A 22,721-nucleotide genomic window follows, 5' to 3' on the forward strand; every position below is an offset into this window, starting at 1 on the left:
TTGCACCGCGAGCGGTCGCTTCGACTTGACAAGACGGCGCGCTACGCCAACAATAATTGGAATAGTGTTCTACAATATAGAACGTCTTGGGAGGAGAGAATGGGTGAGCCCACGGCTCTGCGCGCAATGCGCTCCGGCGATGCAAACGTTGGAACGTCGCCGACCGGCCGCCTCCGTGACCGCGACGCCATCGGATCGAGCATCGCCGTCTGCGACGCAGTGAAGACTTACGGCAGCTTCCACGCGGTCGACCGCATCAGCATCGACATCGAGCCGGGCGAATTCATCACGCTGCTCGGCCCCTCCGGCAGTGGAAAGACGACGCTGCTCAACCTCGTGGCGGGCTTCCAGAGCCTCGACAGCGGCGAAATCCTCGTCGACGGCAAGCCTGTCCACAACGTGCCGACGCACAAGCGCGGCTTCGGCATGGTGTTCCAGAGCTACGCGCTGTTTCCGAACATGACCGTTAGCCAGAACGTCGCGTTTCCACTTCGCATGGCCGGTGTCGACCGGGCGACCGCGGAGCGCCGCGTCGCCGAAACGCTGGAGATCATGCGGCTGACGGAGCATGCGGCGAAGTCTCCCTCGCAGATGTCGGGCGGGCAGCAGCAGCGCGTCGCCATCGCCCGCGCGATCGTCCGGAGGCCCAAGGTCGTGCTGATGGACGAACCCCTCAGCGCCCTTGACCGGCGGTTGCGCGAGCAGATCCAGATCGAGATCCGCGACCTTCACCGGACCATCGGCAGCACGATCCTGTTCGTCACCCATGACCAGGGCGAAGCCCTGACGATGAGCGACCGCATCGCGGTGCTCAACGCCGGCAAGATCGTTCAAATCGGCCGCCCGCTGGACATCTATCGGCACCCGATCGATCGGTTCGTCGCCTCGTTCGTCGGCGAGAGCAATCTGATCGAGGCGGAAATTATGCAGAAGCGCGGCACGACACTGACGATGAAGAACCGTGCAGGATACGTGTTCAATGCCGAAAGCCGGGACACGATCGACGTCGGACGTGCAACGGTGCTCGTGCGCCCGGAACGCATCGCGGTGTCGAACGAGCCGACCGCGAACTCCACGCCCGTCAGCGTCACGTCTGCGATCTTCCTCGGCGAGATCCTGCGGATCGAGGCGCAGATGGAGGGTGGAGATCCGCTCCTGATCCGATGCACCGACATGGCCGACCGGCCGTTGCCGAACGTCGGCGATCGTCTGCACGTGAGCTGGGGCGCCGCAGACTGCTGGGTGCTTGCATGACCTCGGCATCGATCGGCGCCCAGGCGGACCGTCCTGCGGATCTCGATCTCGTCAGGAGGTTGAAGGATCCGGCGCTGCTGCTCCTGCCTGCGCTCGCGTTTCTGGCCTTCATCTACCTCCTGCCCCTGATCGATCTCATCCGTATCAGCGTGAGCGGGCCATCTTGGACGTCCTACTTCGAGCGGGTATTCGCGATACCGCTCTATTGGGATTCGCTCGTCCGCACGATGCAGATCTCGGTCACCGTTGCGTGCCTGTGCCTACTGTTCGGATATCCGACGGCGCTGCTCATTCACCGCAGCCGCGGCATTGCCCAGGCCCTGATCGCGACCGCGATCGTGCTGCCCTATTTCATCGCCATCCTGATCCGGACCTACGCCTGGATGGTCCTGCTCGGCCGCAACGGGCCGGTCAACAAGATGCTGGTCTCGATCGGCATATTGAGCGAGCCCGTGCAGCTTCTGTTCAATCGCGGCACGGTGCTTCTCGGCATGACCGCGGTGCTTCTGCCGCTGATGGTGCTGACGATCTATTCCAGCGTGGCGCGGCTTGATCAAAGCCTGACCCGCGCGGCGCTGGCCAGCGGCGCAGGGCCCATTGCGGCGTTCTGGCGCGTGATGCTGCCACTGACCTTGCCCGGCATGGGCGCCGGCTTCCTGCTCGTCTTCGTCGCCGCGATCGGATTCTTCATTACGCCGACCCTGCTCGGCGGACCCGGCGACCAGATGTTTGCCATGCATATCACCCAGCAGGCGGACTCAGTCACCTCGGAGGGCTTCCTGCAGGCCCTGGGTGTGGTGCTGTTGACGATCACATTGGCCGTGGTCGCGGTGGCCGGACGCTTCCTCGGCTTCGAGTTCATCTGGGGCGGCCGCAAGCTGACCGAAGCGACACCGACAACGACTAACCGCCGCGCCGTCGATGCGGGCCGCCGCAGTCTCGGCGCCTCAGCTGCCGACGTGATCGGTTGGCCGCTTCTGAGACTGTTCGGGCGGCTGCCGGCGAGCTTCGGGACTTGGACGGTTCGCCTCATGGGCGGACTGGTCATTGCCATTCTCATCCTGCCGATCATCGTTGTGATGATCATTTCCTTCAGCAGCGCAAGCTATCTGACCTTCCCGCCGCCCGGCTTCTCGTTTCGCTGGTATGAGCAGTTCTTTTCCGATTCGAACTGGATGCGGGCATTCTGGACGTCCCTGGTGGTCGCGACGATGTCGGCGGGGATCGCGATCGTGCTGGGCGCGTCAGCCGCCCTCGGCATCGTCAGGAGCAGCATTCGCGGCAAATCCACCATCATGCTGCTGCTCGTAAGTCCGATCATCGTGCCTCCGGTCGTGCTCGGCCTGTCGCTCTACAGCCTGTTCCTGCGTTTCGACCTGGTCGGCTCGGTCTTCGGCCTTGCCGCGGCGCATGCGATCGGCGGCCTTCCCCTCGTCGTGGTGATCCTGTCCGCATCGCTTCAAGGCGTCGACACCAGGCTCGAACAGGCCGCTGCCGTCCATGGCGCATCGTCCCTGACGGTGTTCCGCCTGGTGACGCTGCCGGCCATCATGCCGGGCCTGGCTGCCGCGACATTCTTCGCCTTCCTGCATTCGTTCGACGAACTGGTGCTGACGCTGTTCCTGTCGAGCGCGGAGCTGAAGACGCTCCCCCTCATGCTGTGGGGTGACGTCAATTATCGGCTCAATCCGGTGCTGGCCGTGGTCTCGACGCTGGAGGTGCTGCTGGTGATCGCAGGGCTAGCCCTTGCACGACCGGTTCTCGCCACGTCGCGGAAGGCAACGTGACGAGAGATCAAGTTTCAACTGAAGGAAAGAGAAAATGCTGGGAATGAAACGCTTGCGACTATCGGCTTCCGTGCTGGCCTCGACCCTGTTCGTCGCGATGGGGACGGGTCTGGCTCAAGCGCAGAGCAACGTCGTGATCATGCAGGACCCGGGCGGCGGTTATGGCGATGCATTGCGCAAGGTCATGTACGACCCCTTCGAGAAGGAGACCGGCATCAAGGTGGTCACCGTCCAGGAGGCCCGCAGCGGCCCGCGCATCAAGGCCCAGGCCGAAGCCGGCAAGGCGCAATGGGACCTGACGTTCATCTTCGACCAGGAGACCAAGCTGCTCGGCGATTGCTGCCTGGCCGACATCGACTATTCCAAGCTGTCCGACGCCGCGAAGCAGACGCTGGCGGCCATGCCGGACAATCTGAAGCGCAAGAAGGGCGTGGCACTGCAGGTGATCGGCGTCGGCCTTGTCTACAACAAGGACAAGTACAAGGGCGAGAACGTCCCGACCAGCTGGGCCGATTTCTGGGATGTGAAGAAGTTTCCCGGCCGCCGCTGCATGCCCGCCTGGCCGCGTTTCGTGTTCGAAGCGGCGCTGATGGCCGACGGCGTGGAAAAGAGCAAGCTCTACCCGATCGACATGGAGCGGGCGCTGAAGAAGGTCAAGGAGATCAAGCCGCACATCGCCAAATGGTGGACGACGTCCGCACAGCCGCCGCAGCTCCTGCTCGATGGCGAGGCCGACATGTGCATGGCCTACACCGGCTCGATGAGCAAGCTCGCCCTGGAGGGCGCCCCGATCGAGCTGACCTTCAATCAAGGCTTCATCTACTACGACTTCTTCTCGATCCCGAAGGGGGCGCCGAACTACGATAACGCGCTGAAGCTGTTGTCCTGGCGGCTCGAGCCCAAGCGCGCGGCGCAGCTCACCTCGACCTTCCCCGTCGCTCTTCCCTCCCAGGTCGTGTTCGAGGCCGCGACCGACAAGAAGCTCGCGCGCTACTGGGCCAACAACCCGGACAACGTCTCCAAGGCGATCGAATGGAGCCCGGATTATTGGGGCGCGGCTTCGCCGGCCGGAAAATCCACCAATGAAGAGTACGGGCAGGAGAAGCTGAACGCCTTGCTGGCGCAATAGGCCGGCTGACCGGCCCCGATCCAAGGATCGGGGCCGGTCCCCACACGCCGGCTGTTGCGGATCGCGCGACCATGCTAGACGATGTGAAAGATCATTCTACTTTGGCTGGTGGATGGATAAGGCTTTTACCAAGGGGCTGCGTCTCCTGGAAGCACTTGCGCTGAGCGAGCAGCCCCGCGGGGTCACGGACCTCGCGAGCGAGCTGAAGCTCACCAAGAGCAACGTGCATCGGCTGCTGATGACGTTGCAGTCTCAGGGCTATGTGCGCCAGATCCCCCCGCACAGCACCTACGAGCTCACGACCAAGATCTGGGCGCTCGGCAGCCACGTCATCCACCGGATGGATCTCATCAACGTCGCGCGACCGGCAATGACGAAGCTTGCCGAGATCACCGGCGAAACCATCCATCTGTCCGTGCTCGAGGATACCGACGTCGTCTACGTCGACAAAATCGAGAGCGCTCACCACATCCGCGCCCATACGAGCGTGGGCATGCGCGCACCCGCTTTCACCATGGCGACGGGCAAGGCGATGCTCGCGCATATGCCTGATGACTATCTGGAACGATTCCGCCCGCATCTCAGGCGTTACACGGAAACGACGCGAACGACGATCGAGGAGCTGCGGGAGGACATCGAGCTGGCGCGCGCGCAGGGCTATTCTTCCGTGCTGCACGGCGAATGGCGCGAGGGCATCGCGGCCTGCGCTTGCGCGATCCTCGGCCGCTCCGGCGAACTCGTCGGGGCGATCGGCATGTCGGGCCCCGACAGCCGCATCAAGCGCAAGCAGATCAAGGAATATTCGGTCCACGTCATGGAAGCAGCCAGAACCATCGGCGCTGCGCTCGGCTATTCCAATAGGCTGGCATACACCACAGCAAGAGGCGATTCTCCGCCTCCACATCAATCGCGACGCGCACCTTGATCTTGCCTGCCGCGACGTCTGCGGCAGTGCCGACAGAGCCTCCGTACGACCATTGGTGGACGCGCAGCGGCGCTGCGGGAACGATCCGTGCAGCGCGCCCCCTTCGCCGCAAACGGACGGTAAAGTGGGTCAGTCACGTTGCAGATCCTGCGATCGGAATGGGACCATGCGGAGCCGCCATCATTTCAGTAGGCGCGTGCGAAGTCACCCTCCTGCTTGATGTCGGTGAAGGCCGGAAAGCGCGCCTTCCACGGCGTGCCCTTGGCCGTGGTCAGCTCGTTGAGACGTTCAAGCACGCCGAGGCCATCCTTGCGCAGGCTGGCCGAGACCGCCGCACGGTCCGGGAAATTCTTCAGGACGGCGTCGAGCCAGATGGTGCGACCCGCCAGGAAGCCGCTCGCGCCCGCGGCATAGGAATAGTCGAGCACCCGTTCGAACTTTTCAGGCGCGGCGCCCCCTGACAGCAGCACCCAGGGAATGTTGCGGCCGCGACAGATGTCGCCGATCGCATCGAACTCCTTCTGCGCAGCCTTGGCCTCCGCGCTGCCGTCGCGGACAGGCAGGCTGCCCGCCGCAAGCGGGCTCTCCAGCTTGAGGAGATCGACGCCGTACTCCGGCTTGGCGAATTCGCGCACGCTGTCGACGACGAGGCCGGGCAGCTTGCCCGGCGATTCCACGTAGTCGGCGGTGTGATTGGCACTGCCGAGGAACGGATAGACCAGCAGCTCGAGCACGTAGGGGATGTCGTGGCGGGCGCAATCCTCGCCGATCTCGCGCACGAACTTCTTCTGATGCGCGTTCACCGCGGCATCGGCGTCCGGCCGGTACCAGGCCAACACCTTGACGGCGTCGCCGCCCATGGCGCGGATCTTCTCGACGCTCCAGTTGGTGATGGCACGCGACTTGCGGCCGCCCGCGGTCTCCTCGACGCGGTGCTCCTCCAGCGTCATGATCAGGCCGCAGCGCGGCGGCAGCAGATCGATCGCGGCGGGCACCGCGAAATTCGGGTCAAACAGCATGGAGCTGCAATGCGGCGCGAGGTTCTCCACCAGAAGGCGCTTGGCCGCCGTGACGTCGGAATACTCGACCTGCTCCCGCGCAATGCCTTTGGCTTTGGCGATGGCATCGAACAGTGGCGGCCGCTGATCCAGCGCGACCATGCGAAAGTGGCCATCCGCGTCAGCAAGCCGTGCCAGGCCGCGGCTCTTTCCAATCATTCTCATGGTTTCGTCCTCATGAATGCAAGACACTCGTTGATATCGGGGATTCCGTTGCGGCCGCCGGCGTGGCGGCATTTCATCGCGGCTGTCGCCGCCGAAAACGCCATGGCGGCCCGCACCTCGAGGCCGGCGCCGATCGCCAGCGCGTAGGCGCCATGGAAGGCGTCGCCCGCGCCCGTGGTGTCGACGACGTCGACGGCATAGGCGGCCTGCCGGTGCAACCGGCCGTTCCCGTACCAGCTCACGCCGCCCTCGCCGCGGGTGACGGCAAGGACACGGCAGCCGAAGCGCGCAAGCGCAGCAAGGCTCTCATCCTGGGCCGAGCCCGCAAAGGCTGTGAGCGCGGGCTCGGAGAAGATGGCGTGGTCGGTCAGTGGCAGCAACCGCTCGAAGACATCAGGCTCGGCCATGTCACCATCAAGCACCGTCGGAATGCCGCGCGAGCGCGCTTCCCTGAACAGCGTCGCTGCGCCCTCGACCCAGCGCGGATCAGCCAGCACGGATGAGGCGCGCGCAACGATTTCGATTGGAAGCCAGTCGGCGGACTCGGGATAGAGGCCGCGGAAATTCACGATCTGCCGCTCACCCGAGCTGTCGACGATGATCCCGGAGACGGAGGAGCGGCCATCGGGAAACAACCGGAAGTTCTCGACGTCGACGCCCTCGGCCGCAAAGGCCGCCTTCATCTCGTGACCTGCGGCATCGTTGCCTGCCCGACCCCAGAACGCGACGGACGCGCCGAGCCTTGCCGCCGCAACCGATGCGTTGGCCGCCATGCCGCCGCCGAGCGTGCCGTACTCGAGCGCCCTGATCTTCTCGCTTCCACCCGCGAACGGCCGGTCGACGCGCCAGACCTGGTCGAGCGCGGACAGGCCGAGACAGATCACGTGCACGGGCCTTGCCTTGGACGCGACGTCCGCCAGCGCCGAGAGATCGCCGATGTCGACCGACGCGCTCACCGCAGGACCTCTCCGTTGCCGGCATCGAATAGATGCGTCTTGCCCGGCTGCGGGCACAGATTGATGCGATCGCCGACTTTCGGCCGCAGCGCCGGATCAACCCGCGCAATCGCCGAACCGCCGCCGAGATCGAAGTGGATCAGCGTGTCCGAGCCGAGCGGCTCGACCAGCTTGACGTTGATCGCGACGCCATCGGCGGACTCTGGAGCGACCGCGAAATGTTCGGGACGAATGCCGAGCACGGCGCTGCCGGCGTTGCTCAGGCGGGCTGTGGTCTCGCCGTCCAGAGGCACCACCGTCTTGGATTGCGAGAGAATTGCGCCGTCCTGCCGCCACTCGACCGGGAAGAAGTTCATTGCGGGCGAACCGATGAAGCCGGCGACGAACTGGTTGGCCGGGCGCTCGTAGACCGTCTCCGGCGTGTCGTATTGCTGGATCGTGCCGCTCTGGAGCACCACGATCCGGTCGGCCATGGTCATGGCCTCGATCTGATCGTGGGTGACGAAGACCATGGTGGTCTTGAGTTCCTGCGACAGCGCCTTGATCTCGGCCCGCACCTGCCCGCGCAGCTTGGCGTCGAGATTGGACAGCGGCTCGTCGAACAGGAACGCCTTGGGGTTACGCACGATGGCGCGGCCCATGGCGACGCGCTGGCGCTGGCCGCCAGAGAGCTCCTTCGGCTTGCGGTCGAGATAGGGCTCGATGTGCAGCAGCGCGGCGGCGCGCCTCACCCGGGCGTCGATTTCGGCCTTCGGCACGCCCCGCAGCTCCAGCGCAAACGACATGTTGTCGTAGACCTTCATGTGCGGATAGAGCGCGTAATCCTGGAATACCATGGCGATGTCGCGTTGCGCGGCCTGCACGCCGTTGACGCGCTTGTCGCCGATATAGAGCTCTCCCGACGAGATCGGCTCGAGCCCGGCGATGATCCGCAGCAAGGTCGACTTGCCGCAGCCGGACGGGCCGACGAAGACGACGAATTCGTGGTCCGCGATCTCCAGATTCAGATCGGGGATCACGGTGAAATTGCCGTAGCGTTTGGTGAGGTTGCGGATCGAGATCGAGGCCATGATCGCTCAGTCCAGCGCCAGCACAGGCTTGATCAGCTCGCCCTTGGCGAAGCGGGCGAAGTTTTCGGGGAGCGCCGTGAGACCAAATTCGCCGTCGACCAGGACGCGGTATTCGTCCTTGTACGTGCGCAGCAGCTCGACATTCGGCTCGAAATCCGAGACCGGGAAATAGAAGGTGCGGATCATGTAAAAATCCTTGCGACGGAACACCTTGCCCTCCTCGATGGTCCAGGGCGCGGCGTTCTCGCCGACCAGCACCAGGGCGCCGCGCGGCAGGACCAGCTCGATGCCGAGATTGCGCGCTGCGTGCGCGCCGGAGCATTCCATGATGAGCGCAAAGCGCCTCGAGGTATCGCCGACCGGGTGCGCCGTCGCACCGAAGGATTGCGCGATCTCGAGCCGCGCGGCATTGGGGTCGGCGACATGGACGTCGTCGTAGCCGAGCGCACGGAGCGCCAGCACGACGCCGAGGCCGACGGGCCCTGCTCCCATCACGAGAACGGGTCCAGCTTCGCCTGGCGGCACGACGCGGCTGACGAAGCGCACGGCGTGCCCCGACGTGCCGATGGTGTCGAGCAGCAGTGGCGCGAGGCTGTCCTCGATATCATCAGGCACCGGCAGCAGGCAATTCTCCGGCACGGGTACGTATTCGGCATAGCCGCCCGGCCGGTTCCAGCCGATCAGGCTGGACACTTCCAGGCACATCTGGGTGTCGCCGCGTTTGCAGGCGGCGCAATGGCCGCAGTGCAGGGGAATGTAGACGGCGCAGCGCCGGCCGTGCAGCCTGTGACCGGGCTGCTCGACCACGCCGAAGATCTCATGGCCTGCGGTGAACTCGGCGCCCTTGTGCCAGAGCTTGAAGTCCGAGCCGCACAGCGCGGTGCGCGAGACGCGCACGAGCACCTCGCCCGCGCCGACATCAGGTATCGCCACGCGCTCGATGGTGATGCGATCGTTGCCGTGGAAGACCGCGGCCTGCATGATCGAATTGGGACGGGGCGATACATGCATCAGAGGTCTAGCCTTTCACCGCGCCGAGCGTCAGTCCGGACACCAACCAGCGCTGAACCAGGGCGGCCAGCACCAGCGGCGGCAATGCGATCAGCGTCGCCGCGGCCATGAGGGCGCCCCATTGCGTCGAGCCTTCGCCGATGAAGTTGAAGGCCGCCGCGATCAGCGTCTTGGTGTCGCCATTGGAGAGCACCAGCGCAAACAGGAAGTAGTTCCACGAAAACACGAAGGCGAGGATCGCCGCGACCGCAATGCCTGACGCCACCAGCGGCATCGCGATGCGCCAGAGGATCCGCGTGACGCTGCATCCGTCGACCTGCGCGGCCTCGAAGACGCTGCGCGGAATGGCGTCGAAGGACGGCAGCAGCACCCAGATCACGATCGGCAGCGTGATCACGGCATGGCTGAGGATCAGCGCGGTGTAGGAGCCGATCATGCCGACTTGCCGGAACATCACGTACCACGGCAGCAGGAACAGCGTGCCCGGCGCCATGCGCGCGGCCAGCGTGAGGATTGCCGGCCACGTGATCCGCGTCCATGACACGGCGAAGGCGGCCGGAATGCCGAACAGCAGCCCCAGCGCGGTCGAGCCGACGGTGACGATGAGGCTGTTGAATGCGTAGCTCAGGAACGGCGTGGTCCTGGTCAGCTCGACGTAATTCTCCAGCGTCGGCGAGAAGACCAGCGTCGGCGGATAGGCGGTGACCTCGAAGGACGGCTTGAACGAGGACAGCACCATCCACACCGTCGGCGCCATGATCAGCGCACCGGCCAGCACGAGCTGCACCGTGTTGAGCCATCGGATCCAGCGATCGGTATTGGCGGCATCGGTCATGGCGTCACCAGGCGACTGCGCCGCGCAGGCGATTGAAGGCGAGCACGGCGCCGAACACGATCGCCGTCAGCGTCAGCATCAGGGCGCTGGCATAGCCGATGTTGAAGAACTCGAAGCCGACCCGGAAGCCGTAGATGTTGAGCGTGTTCGAGGCGTTGCCCGGGCCGCCCTGCGTGGTGATGTAGATGATGTCGAAGAAGCGCAGGAGATCGACGCTGCGCAGGATCGCCGCGGTCACGATGGTCGGCAGCAGCAAAGGCAGCGTGATGCGCTGGAAGGTCTTGAACGGGGACGCACCGTCGATCTGGGCGGCCTCGTAGACGCTCGGCGGCAGCGACTGCAGACCGCCCAGCACGATCAACGCGACATAGGGGGTCCATTGCCAGCTGTCGATCAGCGCCACGGTCGGAATGACCCATCTCGGCGAAGCCAGCCAGTCCGACGGCGGCAGGCCGGACGATTGCAGGATGTAGTTCGCCGCCCCCAGCGACGGATCAAGGATCACCAGCCACATCATGCCGGCGACCACGGGCGGCATCATGAAGGGCGAGATGAACAGCGAGCGGACGATGCCCGGCAGGCGCCTGGCGTGGAACAGCACCAGCGCCAGCCAGACGCCGAAGACGAGCTGCAGCATCAGCGACAGCACGTAGAGCGCGATCGTGACCCACAGCCCGTGCCAGAATTCGACGTCGGAGATCAGCTTGGAATAATTAGCAAGACCCGCGAAAGACTGCTTGCCGGTGGAAGAAAAGGTCTGGAAGCCGAGCCAGATCGTATAAACGACGGGAAACGCGATCATCGCGACCGTGAACAGCACGGCCGGCGCCGAGAGCGCCGCCATCTCCAGCTTCTGCCGGTCCTGCGTGAGTGGCGCAGCCGTATCAGACATGCGTTCCTGTCCTTCGATCGAATGAGGTGCCGGCAGGCAGCGAGCCGGCCGGCACCGGGCGGTCAGTTCAGCGCGATCAGCGCATCCAGCCCCTTGTCCGCATCCGCGCAGGCCTGGTCGATCGGCTTTTGCTTCAGGATCAGATCCTGCACGGCCTGGCCGATGAACTCGCGCGATTGCGGATTGGCGACGATGGGATAACCGACTTCGGACGTACCCTTGGTGGCGAGCACGTCGAGCGCGGCCTGCCATTCCTTGCGGACCGGCTCCTCGTCGATCCACTTGCGATATTCCGGGTCCTTGGCGACCGACGGGCGCGGCGGTGCGATGCCCTGCAGCGCCATCTTCTTCTGCACGTCGGGGCTGGTCGCCCACTGCACGAAATACCAGGCCGCGTCCGGCTGCTTGCTGTGCGAGGACACCGCCATGCCCCAGCCGATCGTGGTCGGCACCTGGCCGGCCTCGCCGGCCGGGAACGGCAAGAGGCCGGTGTCCTTCAGGCGCGCGCCGCCTTCCATGACCGTGCGGAGCTCGTTCGACGACTCGAACGCCATCGCGGCGCGGCCGCTGCGATACAATGCGGAGATCTGCTGGAAGCTGTAATTGACGACGCCGGGCGGGCCGAAATCGCGCAGCAGCCGGCTATAGGTGTCGAGCGCCTCCTTGCCCTTGGCCGAGCAGAGATTCGACTTGCCATTGGCGATGTACGTGCCGCCGATATTGTGCAGCATGTTGCTGAAGGTGTAGGCGACCGCGGGCTTGAGGCCACGCGAGACGAACGGCGTCACCGTGCTGTCGCAGGTCTTGATCTTCTCGGCGGCAGCCTCGACCTCCTTGATGGTCTTCGGCGCCTCGAGCCCGCACTTCTTGAAGATGTCGGTGCGGTAGTAGAAGATCGGACCTTCGATATTCATCGGCATGCTGGTGAGCTTGCCGTTGAACGTCGCGGCTTTCAGCAGGGCCTGGCTCAGCCCCGCTGGATCGTAATCCTTGGCGACCTGGTTCTTGGCCATCGCCGTGAGATCGCCATACCAGCCGGCCGCGGCGAACTGCTCGCCCTCGCGCGAGGGCAGCGTCATGAACACGTCGACCTCGTCGCTGTTCGCATTCATCACGGTGACCAGACGCTGTCGCATCTGCTGTTCCTGATAGCCGTCGACCTTCAGGGTCATGCCGGTCAACTTCTCGAAATCGGCCTTGTAGGTCAGCAGCGCCTGTGAGACCGGGTTGTTGTTGGCGAGAAAGGTGACCGTCTTGCCCTTGAACTTCATCCAGTCGAAATCGGCGGCATGGGCCTGGCCGCTGACGGCTATTGCGAGAACGGGCAGCGCGACATGCGTCGCGAGCATCCTGGCCTTCATCGAACTCTCCTCCCGGCTGGCTGCCTTGGGTCGGCAAGCCTTCTTGAACGCATCCTGATTAAACAGGCTTTGTAAACGGTTACAATCTAGCTCTGATATCCGGAGTGTCAAGCGATGGACACGCGTTGCATTATGCAGCAAAATTAGGTTGTTCAGCCACTTCACGTCTCGCTGTCCGCGATGTAACGTTACATTCCATGAGATTGACCAGCGCCAAATCGATGAAACAGGGCATCCGAGCCGTGGCAGCGCGCGCCGGCGTGTCGACGGCCTCGGTGTCGCGCGCCCTCAACAATCCCAACGCGGTGAGCCCTTCCCTGCGTGCGCGGATCGAGCAGGCCATCGAGGCACTCGGCTATATTCCGCATGCGCCCGCGCGCATCCTCTCGTCGCGGCGTTCGCGGACCCTTGGCGCGATCGTGCCCACGATCGACAACACGATGTTCGCGCGCGGCATCGCCTCGCTGCAGCAATATCTGTCGTCGGTCGGATACATGCTGTTCCTCACCACGAGCGGCTACGATCTCGACGTCGAATTGCAGCAGGCGCGCAATCTGATCAGCCGCGGCGTCGACGGCCTCGTTCTGCGCGGCGACTGCCACCACGACGGCTTGCGAAAACTGCTGGCGGACAATGCGGTGCCGTTCATCAATGTCGGCATCTACCAGCCTGACAGGCCCTACCCTTGCGTCGGCACCGACAACGAGGCGGCCGCCCATCGCGCGGCTGCGCATGTCATCGAGCTCGGGCACCGCCGCATCGGGATCGTCTCGGCGCTCCAGCGCAACAACGACCGTGCCAGCGCGCGCGTTGCCGGCTTTCGCCGCGCGCTGAGCGAAAGCGGCATCGAGCTTCCCCCGCAATGGCATGTCGAGGTGCCCTACACGCTGGACGACGCGCGCGAAGCGGCCCGCTATCTCCTCAATCTCAAGGACCGCCCGACGGCGGTGGTGTGCGGCAACGACGTCATCGCCTATGGCGTGCTGCTCGAGGCGGAGCGCGATGGCTTCTCCGTGCCACGCGATCTGTCGGTGGTCGGCTTCGACGATCTCGACTGGAGCCGCCATTTGCGGCCGAGTCTGACTACGATCCACGTTCCAACAGGCGAAACCTGGCAGCGCGCCGGCGAATACCTCGTACGTAGCCTTGCCGGCGAGCAGACCATCATGCACCGGGAGATCGACTTCTCGCTGGTGGTTCGCGAATCCACGGCGCCGCCTCCGAAATCCCTGAAGTGAGACCCTCCCGATGAGTTCGAACTTTTCTCTCGCGCCCGGCTTTCATGCCGTCGTGATCGGCGGCGCCGGCGACATTGGTGCGGCGATCAGCAACCAGTTCTGCGATCTCGGCGCGACGGTGACGGCAACGGGCGCCAATGACGCGGATCTCGCCCGCACTCTGCTCAAGCCGCGCGCGGGTCTCATGCTCGCCACGCTCGATGTCACCGATGATGCGGCCGTCGCCGCCTTCGCCCGGCAGCACAAGCGCGCGGACGCGCTGGTGAATTGCGCCGGCATCCTGGCGCGTGACAAGGAATTCGAGATCGAGACCTTCATGAAGGTGATCGACGTCAATCTCACCGGCACGTTCCGGACCTGCATGGCGTTCCATCCGTTGCTCGCGCAGCAGAAGGGCTCGATCGTCAACATCGCCTCGATGAACGCGACGCTGGCGCTGCCGCGGATCCCGGCCTATTGCGCGAGCAAGGGCGGCGTCGTGATGCTGACCAAGGCACTGGCCCTGAAATGGGCCGAGGATGGCATCCGCGTCAACGCAGTTGCACCAGGCTATATCGAAACCGCGATCAACGCGGCCGGCCGCACCGACCCGGTGCATTATCAGCGCATCGCCGACCGCACTGCGTTCAAGCGCTGGGGACAACCGGAAGACATCGCCGGCGCGGTTGCTTTCCTTTGCATGCCGGCCTCGCGATACGCGACCGGCACGGTCGTGTCAGTTGACGGAGGTTTCTTGGCGGGATGATTGATCCGAAGCGTCAGCCGTTTTGGGGGCTTCGCATTCACCCAACTTCGCTGGCTGATCCCAGTTTGCCGGAACCGGCCCCGATACGTATGTGGCGGCGCGGCCAAAGGTGCAGCCGCGCCGATCGACCTCAGCGGAAGTTGCCCTTGGTCTCGGGGATCACGACGGCCCCGATGAGGTAGATCACGAACACGCCGACGGCGAAGCAGGCCAGCGACATCGGGATCTGCGCGGGGCTGCCGCTCACCAGCGAGACGAAGGTCGGCATCATGCCGCCGAGCGCAAAGCCGATGTTCCAGGACAGACCCGTACCGCTGGCGCGGAGCGCCGTAGGAAAGCGTTCGTTCAGGAAGATCAGCACCGGCGCGTAGCCGGCATTGCCGATGAAGGCGATGGCGAACGCATACAACGTGATCTGCGTCGTGTCCTTGGTTGCGGCAAGGTTCAGATAGCATAGCGGCAACAGCACCGCCGCAAGGACGCCGATCAGCAAGAACGTCTTCTTGCGGCCGATGAGGTCGCTGAGCGCCCCGATCAGCACCGCGGCGAAGAATGCCGAGACGCTCGCACCCATCAGGATCAGCGAAGCGGTCTGGTTCGGGACCGCGTTGATCACCTTCAGAAAGCTCGGCAGATAGCCGGAGGTCAGGTAGTAGCCGGCGCCGCCGCCGAAGGTAATGAGCAGGTTGATCAGCAGGACGCCGCGATATTCACCGGAGAAGACGTCCTTGACCGGGGCTTTCGAGACCTTTGCCTGCTTACTGCCCTGCTGGCGCTTGAGTTCCTTGAAGTACGGCGACTCCTCCAGATTCCTGAAGATGAACCAGCCCAGCAGGGAGCTCAGCAACCCCGAGAAGAACATGACACGCCAGCCCCAGACCGCGAAGGCGTCACCGGGGAAAATCCACGACGTGACCAGGAAGACGAAGGACGCGAGCAATGCACCGATACCGGCGCCGCCGCCGCCCACCAGGCCGGACATCGCGCCACGCCATTGCGGGGGGACCGATTCCGTGCCGATCGTGTGGGTCGAGGCCACGACGCCGCCGACGAACACGCCCTGCACGAGACGCAGGATCAGAAAGATGATCGGCGCGATCACGCCGGCCTGCGCGATGGTCGGCAGCAAGCCAAAAGCCGCGGTGCTGAGGCCGACGCCGACGATTGCGACCAGCATCGCCTGCTTGCGACCGTGCACGTCGGCATAGTGTCCGAACACCGCCGAGCCGAGCGGTCGCATCAACAGCGTGACGGCGAACGAACCGTAGACAGCGGCGAGCGACAGAGCCGCATTGCTCGACGGAAAGAACAGCGCGCCGATGACCGGCGCCACGTAGAGCAGAATGAACAAATCGAACAGATCGAGCGCCCATCCGAGCACCGATGCGATAACCGCGTTGACCATCTGCTTGTTATCGGCCGGTGCTTGCGCAGCCGCGACCGGCATATCCATCCCACTCATGTCGTCTTACCTCCCCCGTTTGATTGGCGCCGCGGCCCGCGCCATTGCGACCCGCGGCAGTTCGTTGCGTCCAGTATCAACGGCCGACGAATTTCGGCGGCCGCTTGGCGTTGAAGGCCTCGACGCCTTCCTTGAAGTCCTCGGACTGCCGCAGGCGGCTGTAGCAGTGGCCTTCAAGTTCGATGGCGATGGCGAGCGTCGAATCCTCGGTGTCATTGAGGAGCTTCTTGGCGGTACGCTGTGCCAGCGGCGAGAAGGACCGGAGTTCGTCCACGAGCTTGTCGGTCGCATTCTCCAACTCGGCATCCGGCACGCATTCGGTCGCGATGCCCCACTCATAGGCCTGCCTGGCCGAGATCCGCTTGGAGCGCATCACGATGTCCTTGGTGCGGGTGATGCCGATCATCTTCTGCAGGCGCGCAGAGCCGCCCGAGCCGGGAATCTGGCCGAGCTTCTGCTCCGGCAGCGCGTATTGCGTCGTCTCGGACGCGATACGGAAGTCGCAAGCGAGGGACAGCTCAAAGCCGACGCCGAAGCAATAGCCGCGGTTGGCAACGATCACCGGCTTGGCGCAGCGCGCCGGGGCCGCGATATTCCAGGCGAGCTTGGAGACGTGCTCGGGGCTCGCCTCCATGAAGCCCCCGATATTGCCGCCGCTGGAGAAATGCTCGCCCTCGGCGCGCAGCACGATGATGCGGACGCGCGGATCCTCGTCCAGGGTCTCGAACGTCAGCCGCAGCTGGTCGCGCTGCGGCATCGCCACGACGTTGTAGGGCGGTCGTCCCAGAATGACGTCGGCGCGCTCATGCACCTCGTCGATCTCGACCTTGAACCCGCTCAGTTTTGCCAACCGGGGATCGGTAAAGGGATAGGCTGACGGCATTTGGGTTTCCTTCTGTTGATGGATGATTTTCAGGCCGCGTCCGACGGCGGCGGACGCTCGGCCTCGTATTCTCCGGCGACGAGCAATCGTCGCAGCAGCTTGCCGACCGGCGATTTCGGGATGGCATCAACGAAGACGTAGCGCCGCGGCCGCTTGAAATTGGCGAGCCCCGATGTGCGGCAGAACTGCTCCAGCTCACCTTCCGAGACGGCGCGATTGCGCTTGACGAAGGCAGCGACGATCTTGCCCCACTTCTCGTCGTCGATTCCGACCACCGCGACCTCGTCGACGGCGGGATGCAGCGACAGACAGCTCTCGATCTCGACCGGCGAGACGTTCTCGCCGCCCGTGATGATCATGTCGTCGACGCGACCGGTGACGAACAGATCGCCCGCAGGATCGACGAAACCCGTATCGCCGGTGAAATACCAACCCCCACGCAACGACTTGGCGTCGGCTTCCGGGCGACGCCAGTAGCCTTCGAACGCTTCGTCGCCGGTCAACGTTGCGATGATCTCGCCCTCCTCACCGACGGCGGCAAGCTCCGCAGCCGAACGCGCACCGATGCGCACGACCTTGACGTGCTGGTTCAGGCCCGCCTTGCCGGCCGAGCCGGGTTTCGCCGCGGCCTTCTGGTCGACCGTGAAGGTGTAGATCTCCGAGCTGCCGTAATGGTTGACGAACAGCTCCGGCCTGAACGCCTCGTTCAGCTTCCTGAGCAAGCCATCGGTCATCGACGCGCCGGCGAAGCCGAGCTTGCGCACGCTGGAGACGTTGGTCGCGGCGAAGTCTTCGTGATGGACGAGGTCATGATAGAGCGTCGGGACCAGATAAAGGTTGGTGATCTCTTCTCTCTCGATGAGGGCCAGCGCCTGCCGGCTGTCATAGCGCGGCAAGCAGATGAATGCGCCGCCGATCAGCGACATCGCCAGCAGCGAGCGGACCCCCATGGTGTGGTAGAGCGGCATCACCCCGAGCGTGCGCTCGCCACGGCCGTAAAGATTCTGCGCGACATGGGCGATCGCTGCGGCGCGCTCGGCGCGATGCCGCCGCGGCACGCCCTTTGGCCGCGAGGTGGTGCCCGAGGTGTACAGCATGATCGACCAGGCGTCGGCGCCGACGCGTGGATCGGCGTCCGGCGCGGTCTCCTTGATGAGATCGGCAAAACAGGTCGCGCTCGCTCCGGTATCAACCGACACGCACAGTAGCCTGCCCGTTCGCGCCGAGCCCTGCACCGCCTGCGCGGAGATGTCCTGATAGAACACCGCGCAGGCTTCGGCGTTCTCGATGCAGTAATCGAGCTCGTCCGCCTTGGAGCGCCAGTTGATCGGCGTGATGACGAGGCCGGCGAACTGGCAGGCCCAGTGCAGCGTCGCCGCTTCCCAGCGGTTCTGCAGCAGCGTGAGGACGTGATCGCCGGGCTTGAGGCCCAGACGGCGGAAGGATGCCACGAGCGCAGAGATCTTGTCGTACCATTGCCGATAGGTCAGGCAGAGATCGCCGTCGACCAAGGCAATGACGTTCGGATCGCGCGCGGCGCTGGCCACGAAGCTGCTGGCGAGATCAAGCATCGGACGTCTCTTTTGGGGATGAAGCGAGCTGGGCGGCAGCCTCTAGGGCGGCGCGGATGATCGGGGTGTAACCGGTACAGCGACAAATATGTCCGCTGAGGAGATTGCGGATCTCCGCTTCGGTCGGTGCCGGATGCGAGGCGAGATAGTGGTCGAGCGATATCAAGATGCCCGCGGTGCAGAAGCCGCACTGGAGCGCGTGGTTGCGGCGAAACGCCTGCTGCAACACGCCGAGCCGGTCGGCCGAAGGCGCAAGGCCTTCGACCGACTTCAGCTCGCAGCCATCGACTTGCGCCGCCAGCGTCAGACAGGACCGGGTCAGCATGCCGTCGACGACGATGGTGCAGGCGCCGCAGACGCCGTGCTCGCAGCCGACATGGGTGCCGGTCGCACCGAGCTGGTGGCGCAGGAAATCAGAAAGCAGCGTGCGCGGCTCGGCCTCGCCCTCCACGGACCGGCCGTTGAGCGAGAAGCGGATGGAATGGCGGCGATCTGCCTTGAGGCGGGTCATTGCAGCACCTCGCCGATCAAGTCCCGGCCGATCATGCGCACGAGGTCGCGGCGATACCGCGCGGTGGCGTGGACGTCGTCGCGGGCGCCGAGCTCATAGGCGAAGGCGTTGAGCGCATCGTCGAGTGCGCTACCCTCCAGCCGCGGCCAGTCGCGCGCAGTCGGCACGTCGGCAACGCCGCCGACGGCGAGGCGCACGCCGGATGACGTCTCCATCGCGGCACAGGCGACGATGGCAAAATCGCCGTGACGGCGCGCAACCTCGCGGAAGGCGACGCGCGATCCTTTGACCGGCAGCGAAATGCCCTCGATCAACTCGTCATCGGCACGGGCGGTCAGCATCATGCCGGCGAAGAAGTCCCTTGCAGCGACGCGGCGGCGGCGCTTGACGCTGCGCAGGAGCACCTCGCCACCGAGCGCAACAAGCGCCAGCGGCATCTCGGCGCTGGGATCGGCATGCGCCAGCGAGCCGCAGATCGTGCCCCGGCTCCGGGTCTGCATGTGCCCGACCCAGGGCAGCGCCAGTGCAACCAGCGGCAGCGCCTCTGCAAGATCGGACCAGGCCAGCAGATCCGCCTGGCGCACGCCGGCGCCGATGACGATCGTATCTTTCGTCCGCTCAATCCGGCGCAGCTCCTCGAGACGCATGATGTCGATCAAGAGCTTCGGCTTGGCGAGGCGCATGTTGAGCATCGCCATCAGCGACTGGCCGCCGGCGAGCACGCGGGCGTCGCCCCCCTGCTGCGCGAGGCCTTCGAGGACATCGCTGACGGATTCGGCGCGGAGATAGTCGAATGCAGCCGGCTTCATCGGCGTCCCCCGAACAGGCCGGCCGCCTTCGCCAGAAGCGCGAACAGCGAGAAGCGGAGGCCCGTCTCGCCGCCACCGCCGGCCTTGCGGGCGAGCGCGGCAAAGAATTGTCCAATGACCACGCGGATGGCGCCGTCGAGCAGGCGGCCGCCGATGCTGGCCACCTTGCCGCCGATCGCGGCGTCGTATTGGTAGGTCAGTTTGGTCCCACCCTCGCCGTCGGGAGCAAGCGTGATGCGCCCCTCCGCGTTACCAAAGCCGAGGGCGCCGGTGGCGCCGCCGCGCAAGGTGACGGAGCGCGGAGGATCGAGATCGAACAGCTGCACGTCGGCGCGATAGCGCCCCGTGACCGGGCCGACACCGAGCGTCACGTCGGCGCGGAAATGGGTGTTGGTAACTCTGTCGACACGCTGGCAGCCGGGAATGACCGATTGCAGCGTGGCGGGGTCGAGCAGCATGGTCCAGACCTGCTCGGGCGCGCCCTTCACCGAGGCCTGTCCCTCGCCGCGCAGCCGCCGGTCGCCTTCGCGAACGGGCTCGCCGGTCGCTCCGCCTGCGGGCGGCGGCGGTTCGGCACCGCGCACGAGCTCCGCGAGCCGCGCCGGCACCAGGGGCAGGGTGACATCGGCAACACCGAGCGCGTCCGCGACCGCATTGGCGAGGCACACCGGCGTCGACATGCAATTGCCCTCGCCGACGCCCTTGGCGCCGAGCGGCGTGAACGGTGACGGCGTCTGCATGTGGAAGATCTCGGGCTCCGGCACCTCGGTGGTGGTCGGCAGCAGATAGTCGGCGAGCGTTCCCGTCAGGAAGCTGCCGTCCTCGGCGTAAGCGTATTCCTCGTAAAGGGCAGCGCCGAGCGCCTGGGTGAAGCCGCCGCGGATCTGGCCGTCGACCATGCCGGGATGCAGGATGGTACCGCAATCGTGCATGGTGACGTAGCGATCGATCCGCGTCTCGAGCGTGACGCGATCGACCTCGACGCCGCAGAAGTCGAAGATGAATCCGTGACAGAGCGAGGAGTTGATGCGGTCATCCTCGTCCGGCGGTGTCAGCTCCGGCGGCGTCCAGAACACGGTCTCGCGGATGGTCTGGCCGGCATCGTCGGGCAGCGAACCCGGCGACCAGTGGCCGAGGGCTGCGACGCGCGAGAACGCGATCCGGTTCTCCGGATTCTGTTTTGAGGCAACGAAGCCGTTCGCGAACACGATGTCCGCGGCGGCGACGTTGAGCTGGCTGGCGGCGATGCGGGCAAGACGGCCGGCGATGCGTTCCGCCGCCAGCTTCGCCGTGCCCGCCACGGCCGCGGCGAAGCGGCTGGCGTAATTGCCCGACGCGATCGACCAGGCATCCTTGGCAGTGTCGATCTCGGTGTTGACGCGGATGTCCTTCGGTTGAAGGCCGAACACGTCGGCCACGACCTGCGACAGCACGGTGCGATGGCCCTGCCCTTGCGGCACCGAGGCGACGTGGACCGTGACGCTGCCGACCGGATCGAGACCGACGGTCGCGGTCGCCTGCGCGCCGTTCTTGGGACCTGCCTTGCGGCGCTCGGCCGCCGTCAGCACGGTCGTGATGTAGCCCATGTTGGACACGCTGGGCTCGACCACTGCAGTGAAGCCGATGCCGTAGAGACGCCCCTCCGCCCGCGCCGCGTCGCGCTTTGCCTTCAGTTCAGCGAGCCTGCCCTGCTCCACCGCCCGCGCGACGGCTTCCTGGTAATTGCCGGAATCGAGCAGCGCGCCGGTCGCGGTCCGATATGGAAATGCGCCCGCATCGATCAGGTTGCGCTTGATGACGTCGAGCGGGTCGAGCTTGAGGCCTGTTGCAATCCGCTGCACCAGACGTTCCAGCGCGAAATAGACTTGCGGCCCGCCAAAACCGCGATTGAGGCCGGTCGGCGTCTTGTTGGTGACAACGACGCGGTTGCGGACGCTGACGTGGCTTATGTCGTAGGCGCCGGTCAGGTTGCCATGCATGCGATAGAGCGTCGCGGGCTCGGGCGCACGCAAGTGAGCGCCGCAATCCTCGACCTGGTCCCAGTCGAGCGCGAGGATCTCTCCGTCGGCAGCGACCGCCGCCGACAAGGTCGTCGCGCGGTTGGTCGCCGACACCGACGCGGTGAGATGTTCGAGCCGGTCCTCGATCCATTTGACCGGACGCTGCGTGACGCGCGCGGCAGCAGCGATCAACACGATGTAGGGAAACACGCCCTGCTTGACGCCAAAGCTGCCGCCGGAATCCGGCGGCGTGCGCAGCCGCAGGCGATTGCCCGGTACTTTCAGCGCGCGGGCGATCACGGTGTGGATGCTGAACGGCCCCTGAAAATTGGCCAGCACCTCATAGGCATCCTCGCCGGCATCGTGCGAGGCGACGACGCCATAGGTCTCGATCGGCGTGCAGGAGTTGCGGGGATAGCGAACGTCGATGGAGAAGCGATGCGGCGCGTCCGCAAAGGCCTTCTCGGGATCGCCATAGCGAAAGGTGCGATCGCTGGCGAGGTTGCCGGGAAAGCCGTCATGCAGCACGGGCGCGCCAGGCGCGAGTGCACCGAGCGGATCGACGATGGCGCCGCGCGGACGATATTCGACGTTGATGAGCTCCGCCGCATCCTCGGCGCGGGCACGGTCGATCGCCACGATGACCGCAACGGGTTCGCCGACATAGCGCACGCGATCGATCGCGATCGGCCAGCACTCGACCGGCGCCTTCACGCCGACGACGAGACTGTTGGTGATGGCCTTGATGTCGCTGCCGATCAGAACCGCCGCAACACCAGCGAGGCGCCTGGCAGCTTCAACGTCGATGGAAAGGATGTCGGCATGCGCGTACGGCGAGCGCAAAATCGTCGCGTGCAGCGTGCCGGGCGGGACGCCGAGGTCGTCGATGAAGCGGCCGCGGCCAGAGAGCAGCGCGGCGTCCTCGACGCGCTCGATCGAACGCCCGACCCACGGCTCGGCGCGACTTTCCGAATTTGCGGATTGAACCGCAGCCTCCACCATGTCCCGCCAACCCTCCCGACGCGTTCTTTGACGCGACGGTGACGTTTGTCAGGACAG

At 65.2% G+C, this 22,721-nt stretch carries 19 protein-coding genes; 6 read left to right on the top strand and 13 right to left on the bottom strand.

Annotated elements, in window-relative coordinates:
* The first annotated feature begins 99 nt into the window (after nucleotides 1–99).
* The 4 genes from DCM80_RS00800 to DCM80_RS00815 all read left to right on the top strand — a co-directional run bounded on the left by DCM80_RS00800 (nucleotide 100) and on the right by DCM80_RS00815 (nucleotide 5,095).
* A complete protein-coding gene (locus tag DCM80_RS00800; protein WP_257195291.1) occupies nucleotides 100–1,254 on the top strand; it encodes an ABC transporter ATP-binding protein in 1,155 nt (384 codons plus the stop codon).
* A complete protein-coding gene (locus DCM80_RS00805; protein ID WP_257195292.1) occupies nucleotides 1,251–3,041 on the top strand; it encodes an ABC transporter permease subunit in 1,791 nt (596 codons plus the stop codon). Before DCM80_RS00800 ends, DCM80_RS00805 begins: the two co-directional genes overlap by 4 nt.
* 34 nt (nucleotides 3,042–3,075) lie before the next feature.
* Nucleotides 3,076–4,170 (top strand): extracellular solute-binding protein, encoded by a 1,095-nt coding sequence (locus DCM80_RS00810; RefSeq protein WP_257195293.1) that lies wholly within the window; start codon nucleotides 3,076–3,078, stop codon nucleotides 4,168–4,170.
* 112 nt (nucleotides 4,171–4,282) lie between these two features.
* Entirely contained in the window at nucleotides 4,283–5,095 is an 813-nt protein-coding gene (locus DCM80_RS00815; protein WP_028137862.1) for an IclR family transcriptional regulator, read from the top strand.
* 185 nt (nucleotides 5,096–5,280) lie between these two features.
* Here the strand turns inward: DCM80_RS00815 and DCM80_RS00820 are convergent, their stop codons facing one another.
* The 7 genes from DCM80_RS00820 to DCM80_RS00850 all read right to left on the bottom strand — a co-directional run bounded on the left by DCM80_RS00820 (nucleotide 5,281) and on the right by DCM80_RS00850 (nucleotide 12,443).
* Nucleotides 5,281–6,318, bottom strand: coding sequence for a tagatose 1,6-diphosphate aldolase (locus DCM80_RS00820; RefSeq protein WP_257195294.1), 1,038 nt, complete (start codon nucleotides 6,316–6,318; stop codon nucleotides 5,281–5,283).
* On the bottom strand, nucleotides 6,315–7,274 hold the full coding sequence (locus DCM80_RS00825) for a sugar kinase (protein ID WP_257195295.1): 960 nt from the start codon (nucleotides 7,272–7,274) through the stop codon (nucleotides 6,315–6,317). Before DCM80_RS00825 ends, DCM80_RS00820 begins: the two co-directional genes overlap by 4 nt.
* Entirely contained in the window at nucleotides 7,271–8,344 is a 1,074-nt protein-coding gene (locus DCM80_RS00830; protein WP_257195297.1) for an ABC transporter ATP-binding protein, read from the bottom strand. The genes DCM80_RS00825 and DCM80_RS00830 overlap by 4 nt, the downstream gene beginning before the upstream one ends.
* A gap of 6 nt (nucleotides 8,345–8,350) precedes the next feature.
* A complete protein-coding gene (locus DCM80_RS00835) occupies nucleotides 8,351–9,355 on the bottom strand; it encodes a zinc-binding dehydrogenase (protein ID WP_257195298.1) in 1,005 nt (334 codons plus the stop codon).
* Nucleotides 9,356–9,362: 7 nt separating this feature from the next.
* Complete coding sequence (locus DCM80_RS00840; protein WP_028137867.1) at nucleotides 9,363–10,190, bottom strand: carbohydrate ABC transporter permease; 828 nt, start codon at nucleotides 10,188–10,190, stop codon at nucleotides 9,363–9,365.
* 4 nt (nucleotides 10,191–10,194) lie between these two features.
* Nucleotides 10,195–11,082 carry a carbohydrate ABC transporter permease gene (locus DCM80_RS00845; RefSeq protein ID WP_257195300.1) on the bottom strand — a complete coding sequence of 296 codons (888 nt, stop codon included), beginning with the start codon at nucleotides 11,080–11,082 and terminating at the stop codon, nucleotides 10,195–10,197.
* Nucleotides 11,083–11,144: 62 nt separating this feature from the next.
* Nucleotides 11,145–12,443, bottom strand: a complete 1,299-nt coding sequence (locus DCM80_RS00850) for an ABC transporter substrate-binding protein (RefSeq protein WP_257195301.1) — start codon at nucleotides 12,441–12,443, stop codon at nucleotides 11,145–11,147.
* A 197-nt stretch (nucleotides 12,444–12,640) separates the two neighbouring features.
* Here DCM80_RS00850 and DCM80_RS00855 point away from each other — a divergent pair, with 197 nt between their 5' ends.
* Nucleotides 12,641–13,681: a LacI family DNA-binding transcriptional regulator gene (locus DCM80_RS00855; protein WP_257195302.1), complete on the top strand. Its 1,041-nt coding sequence runs from the start codon at nucleotides 12,641–12,643 to the stop codon at nucleotides 13,679–13,681.
* Between the two features lie 10 nt (nucleotides 13,682–13,691).
* Nucleotides 13,692–14,426: an SDR family NAD(P)-dependent oxidoreductase gene (locus DCM80_RS00860; protein ID WP_257195303.1), complete on the top strand. Its 735-nt coding sequence runs from the start codon at nucleotides 13,692–13,694 to the stop codon at nucleotides 14,424–14,426.
* 130 nt (nucleotides 14,427–14,556) lie between these two features.
* Here DCM80_RS00860 and DCM80_RS00865 read toward each other — a convergent pair whose 3' ends face one another.
* The 6 genes from DCM80_RS00865 to DCM80_RS00890 all read right to left on the bottom strand — a co-directional run bounded on the left by DCM80_RS00865 (nucleotide 14,557) and on the right by DCM80_RS00890 (nucleotide 22,664).
* On the bottom strand, nucleotides 14,557–15,888 hold the full coding sequence (locus DCM80_RS00865) for an MFS transporter (protein ID WP_257195304.1): 1,332 nt from the start codon (nucleotides 15,886–15,888) through the stop codon (nucleotides 14,557–14,559).
* A gap of 76 nt (nucleotides 15,889–15,964) precedes the next feature.
* The gene (locus DCM80_RS00870; protein ID WP_257195305.1) at nucleotides 15,965–16,771 is read right to left on the bottom strand and encodes an enoyl-CoA hydratase/isomerase family protein; all 807 of its coding nucleotides are present in this window, start codon (nucleotides 16,769–16,771) and stop codon (nucleotides 15,965–15,967) included.
* 29 nt (nucleotides 16,772–16,800) lie between these two features.
* Entirely contained in the window at nucleotides 16,801–18,342 is a 1,542-nt protein-coding gene (locus DCM80_RS00875) for an AMP-binding protein (protein ID WP_257195306.1), read from the bottom strand.
* The gene (locus DCM80_RS00880) at nucleotides 18,335–18,853 is read right to left on the bottom strand and encodes a (2Fe-2S)-binding protein (RefSeq protein WP_257195307.1); all 519 of its coding nucleotides are present in this window, start codon (nucleotides 18,851–18,853) and stop codon (nucleotides 18,335–18,337) included. Before DCM80_RS00880 ends, DCM80_RS00875 begins: the two co-directional genes overlap by 8 nt.
* Complete coding sequence (locus tag DCM80_RS00885; protein ID WP_257195309.1) at nucleotides 18,850–19,662, bottom strand: xanthine dehydrogenase family protein subunit M; 813 nt, start codon at nucleotides 19,660–19,662, stop codon at nucleotides 18,850–18,852. Before DCM80_RS00885 ends, DCM80_RS00880 begins: the two co-directional genes overlap by 4 nt.
* The gene (locus DCM80_RS00890) at nucleotides 19,659–22,664 is read right to left on the bottom strand and encodes a molybdopterin cofactor-binding domain-containing protein (protein WP_257195310.1); all 3,006 of its coding nucleotides are present in this window, start codon (nucleotides 22,662–22,664) and stop codon (nucleotides 19,659–19,661) included. Before DCM80_RS00890 ends, DCM80_RS00885 begins: the two co-directional genes overlap by 4 nt.
* Nucleotides 22,665–22,721 lie beyond the last annotated feature (57 nt).

This window comes from Bradyrhizobium sp. WBOS08, assembly GCF_024585125.1.
GTDB classification, from domain to species: domain Bacteria; phylum Pseudomonadota; class Alphaproteobacteria; order Rhizobiales; family Xanthobacteraceae; genus Bradyrhizobium; species Bradyrhizobium japonicum_B.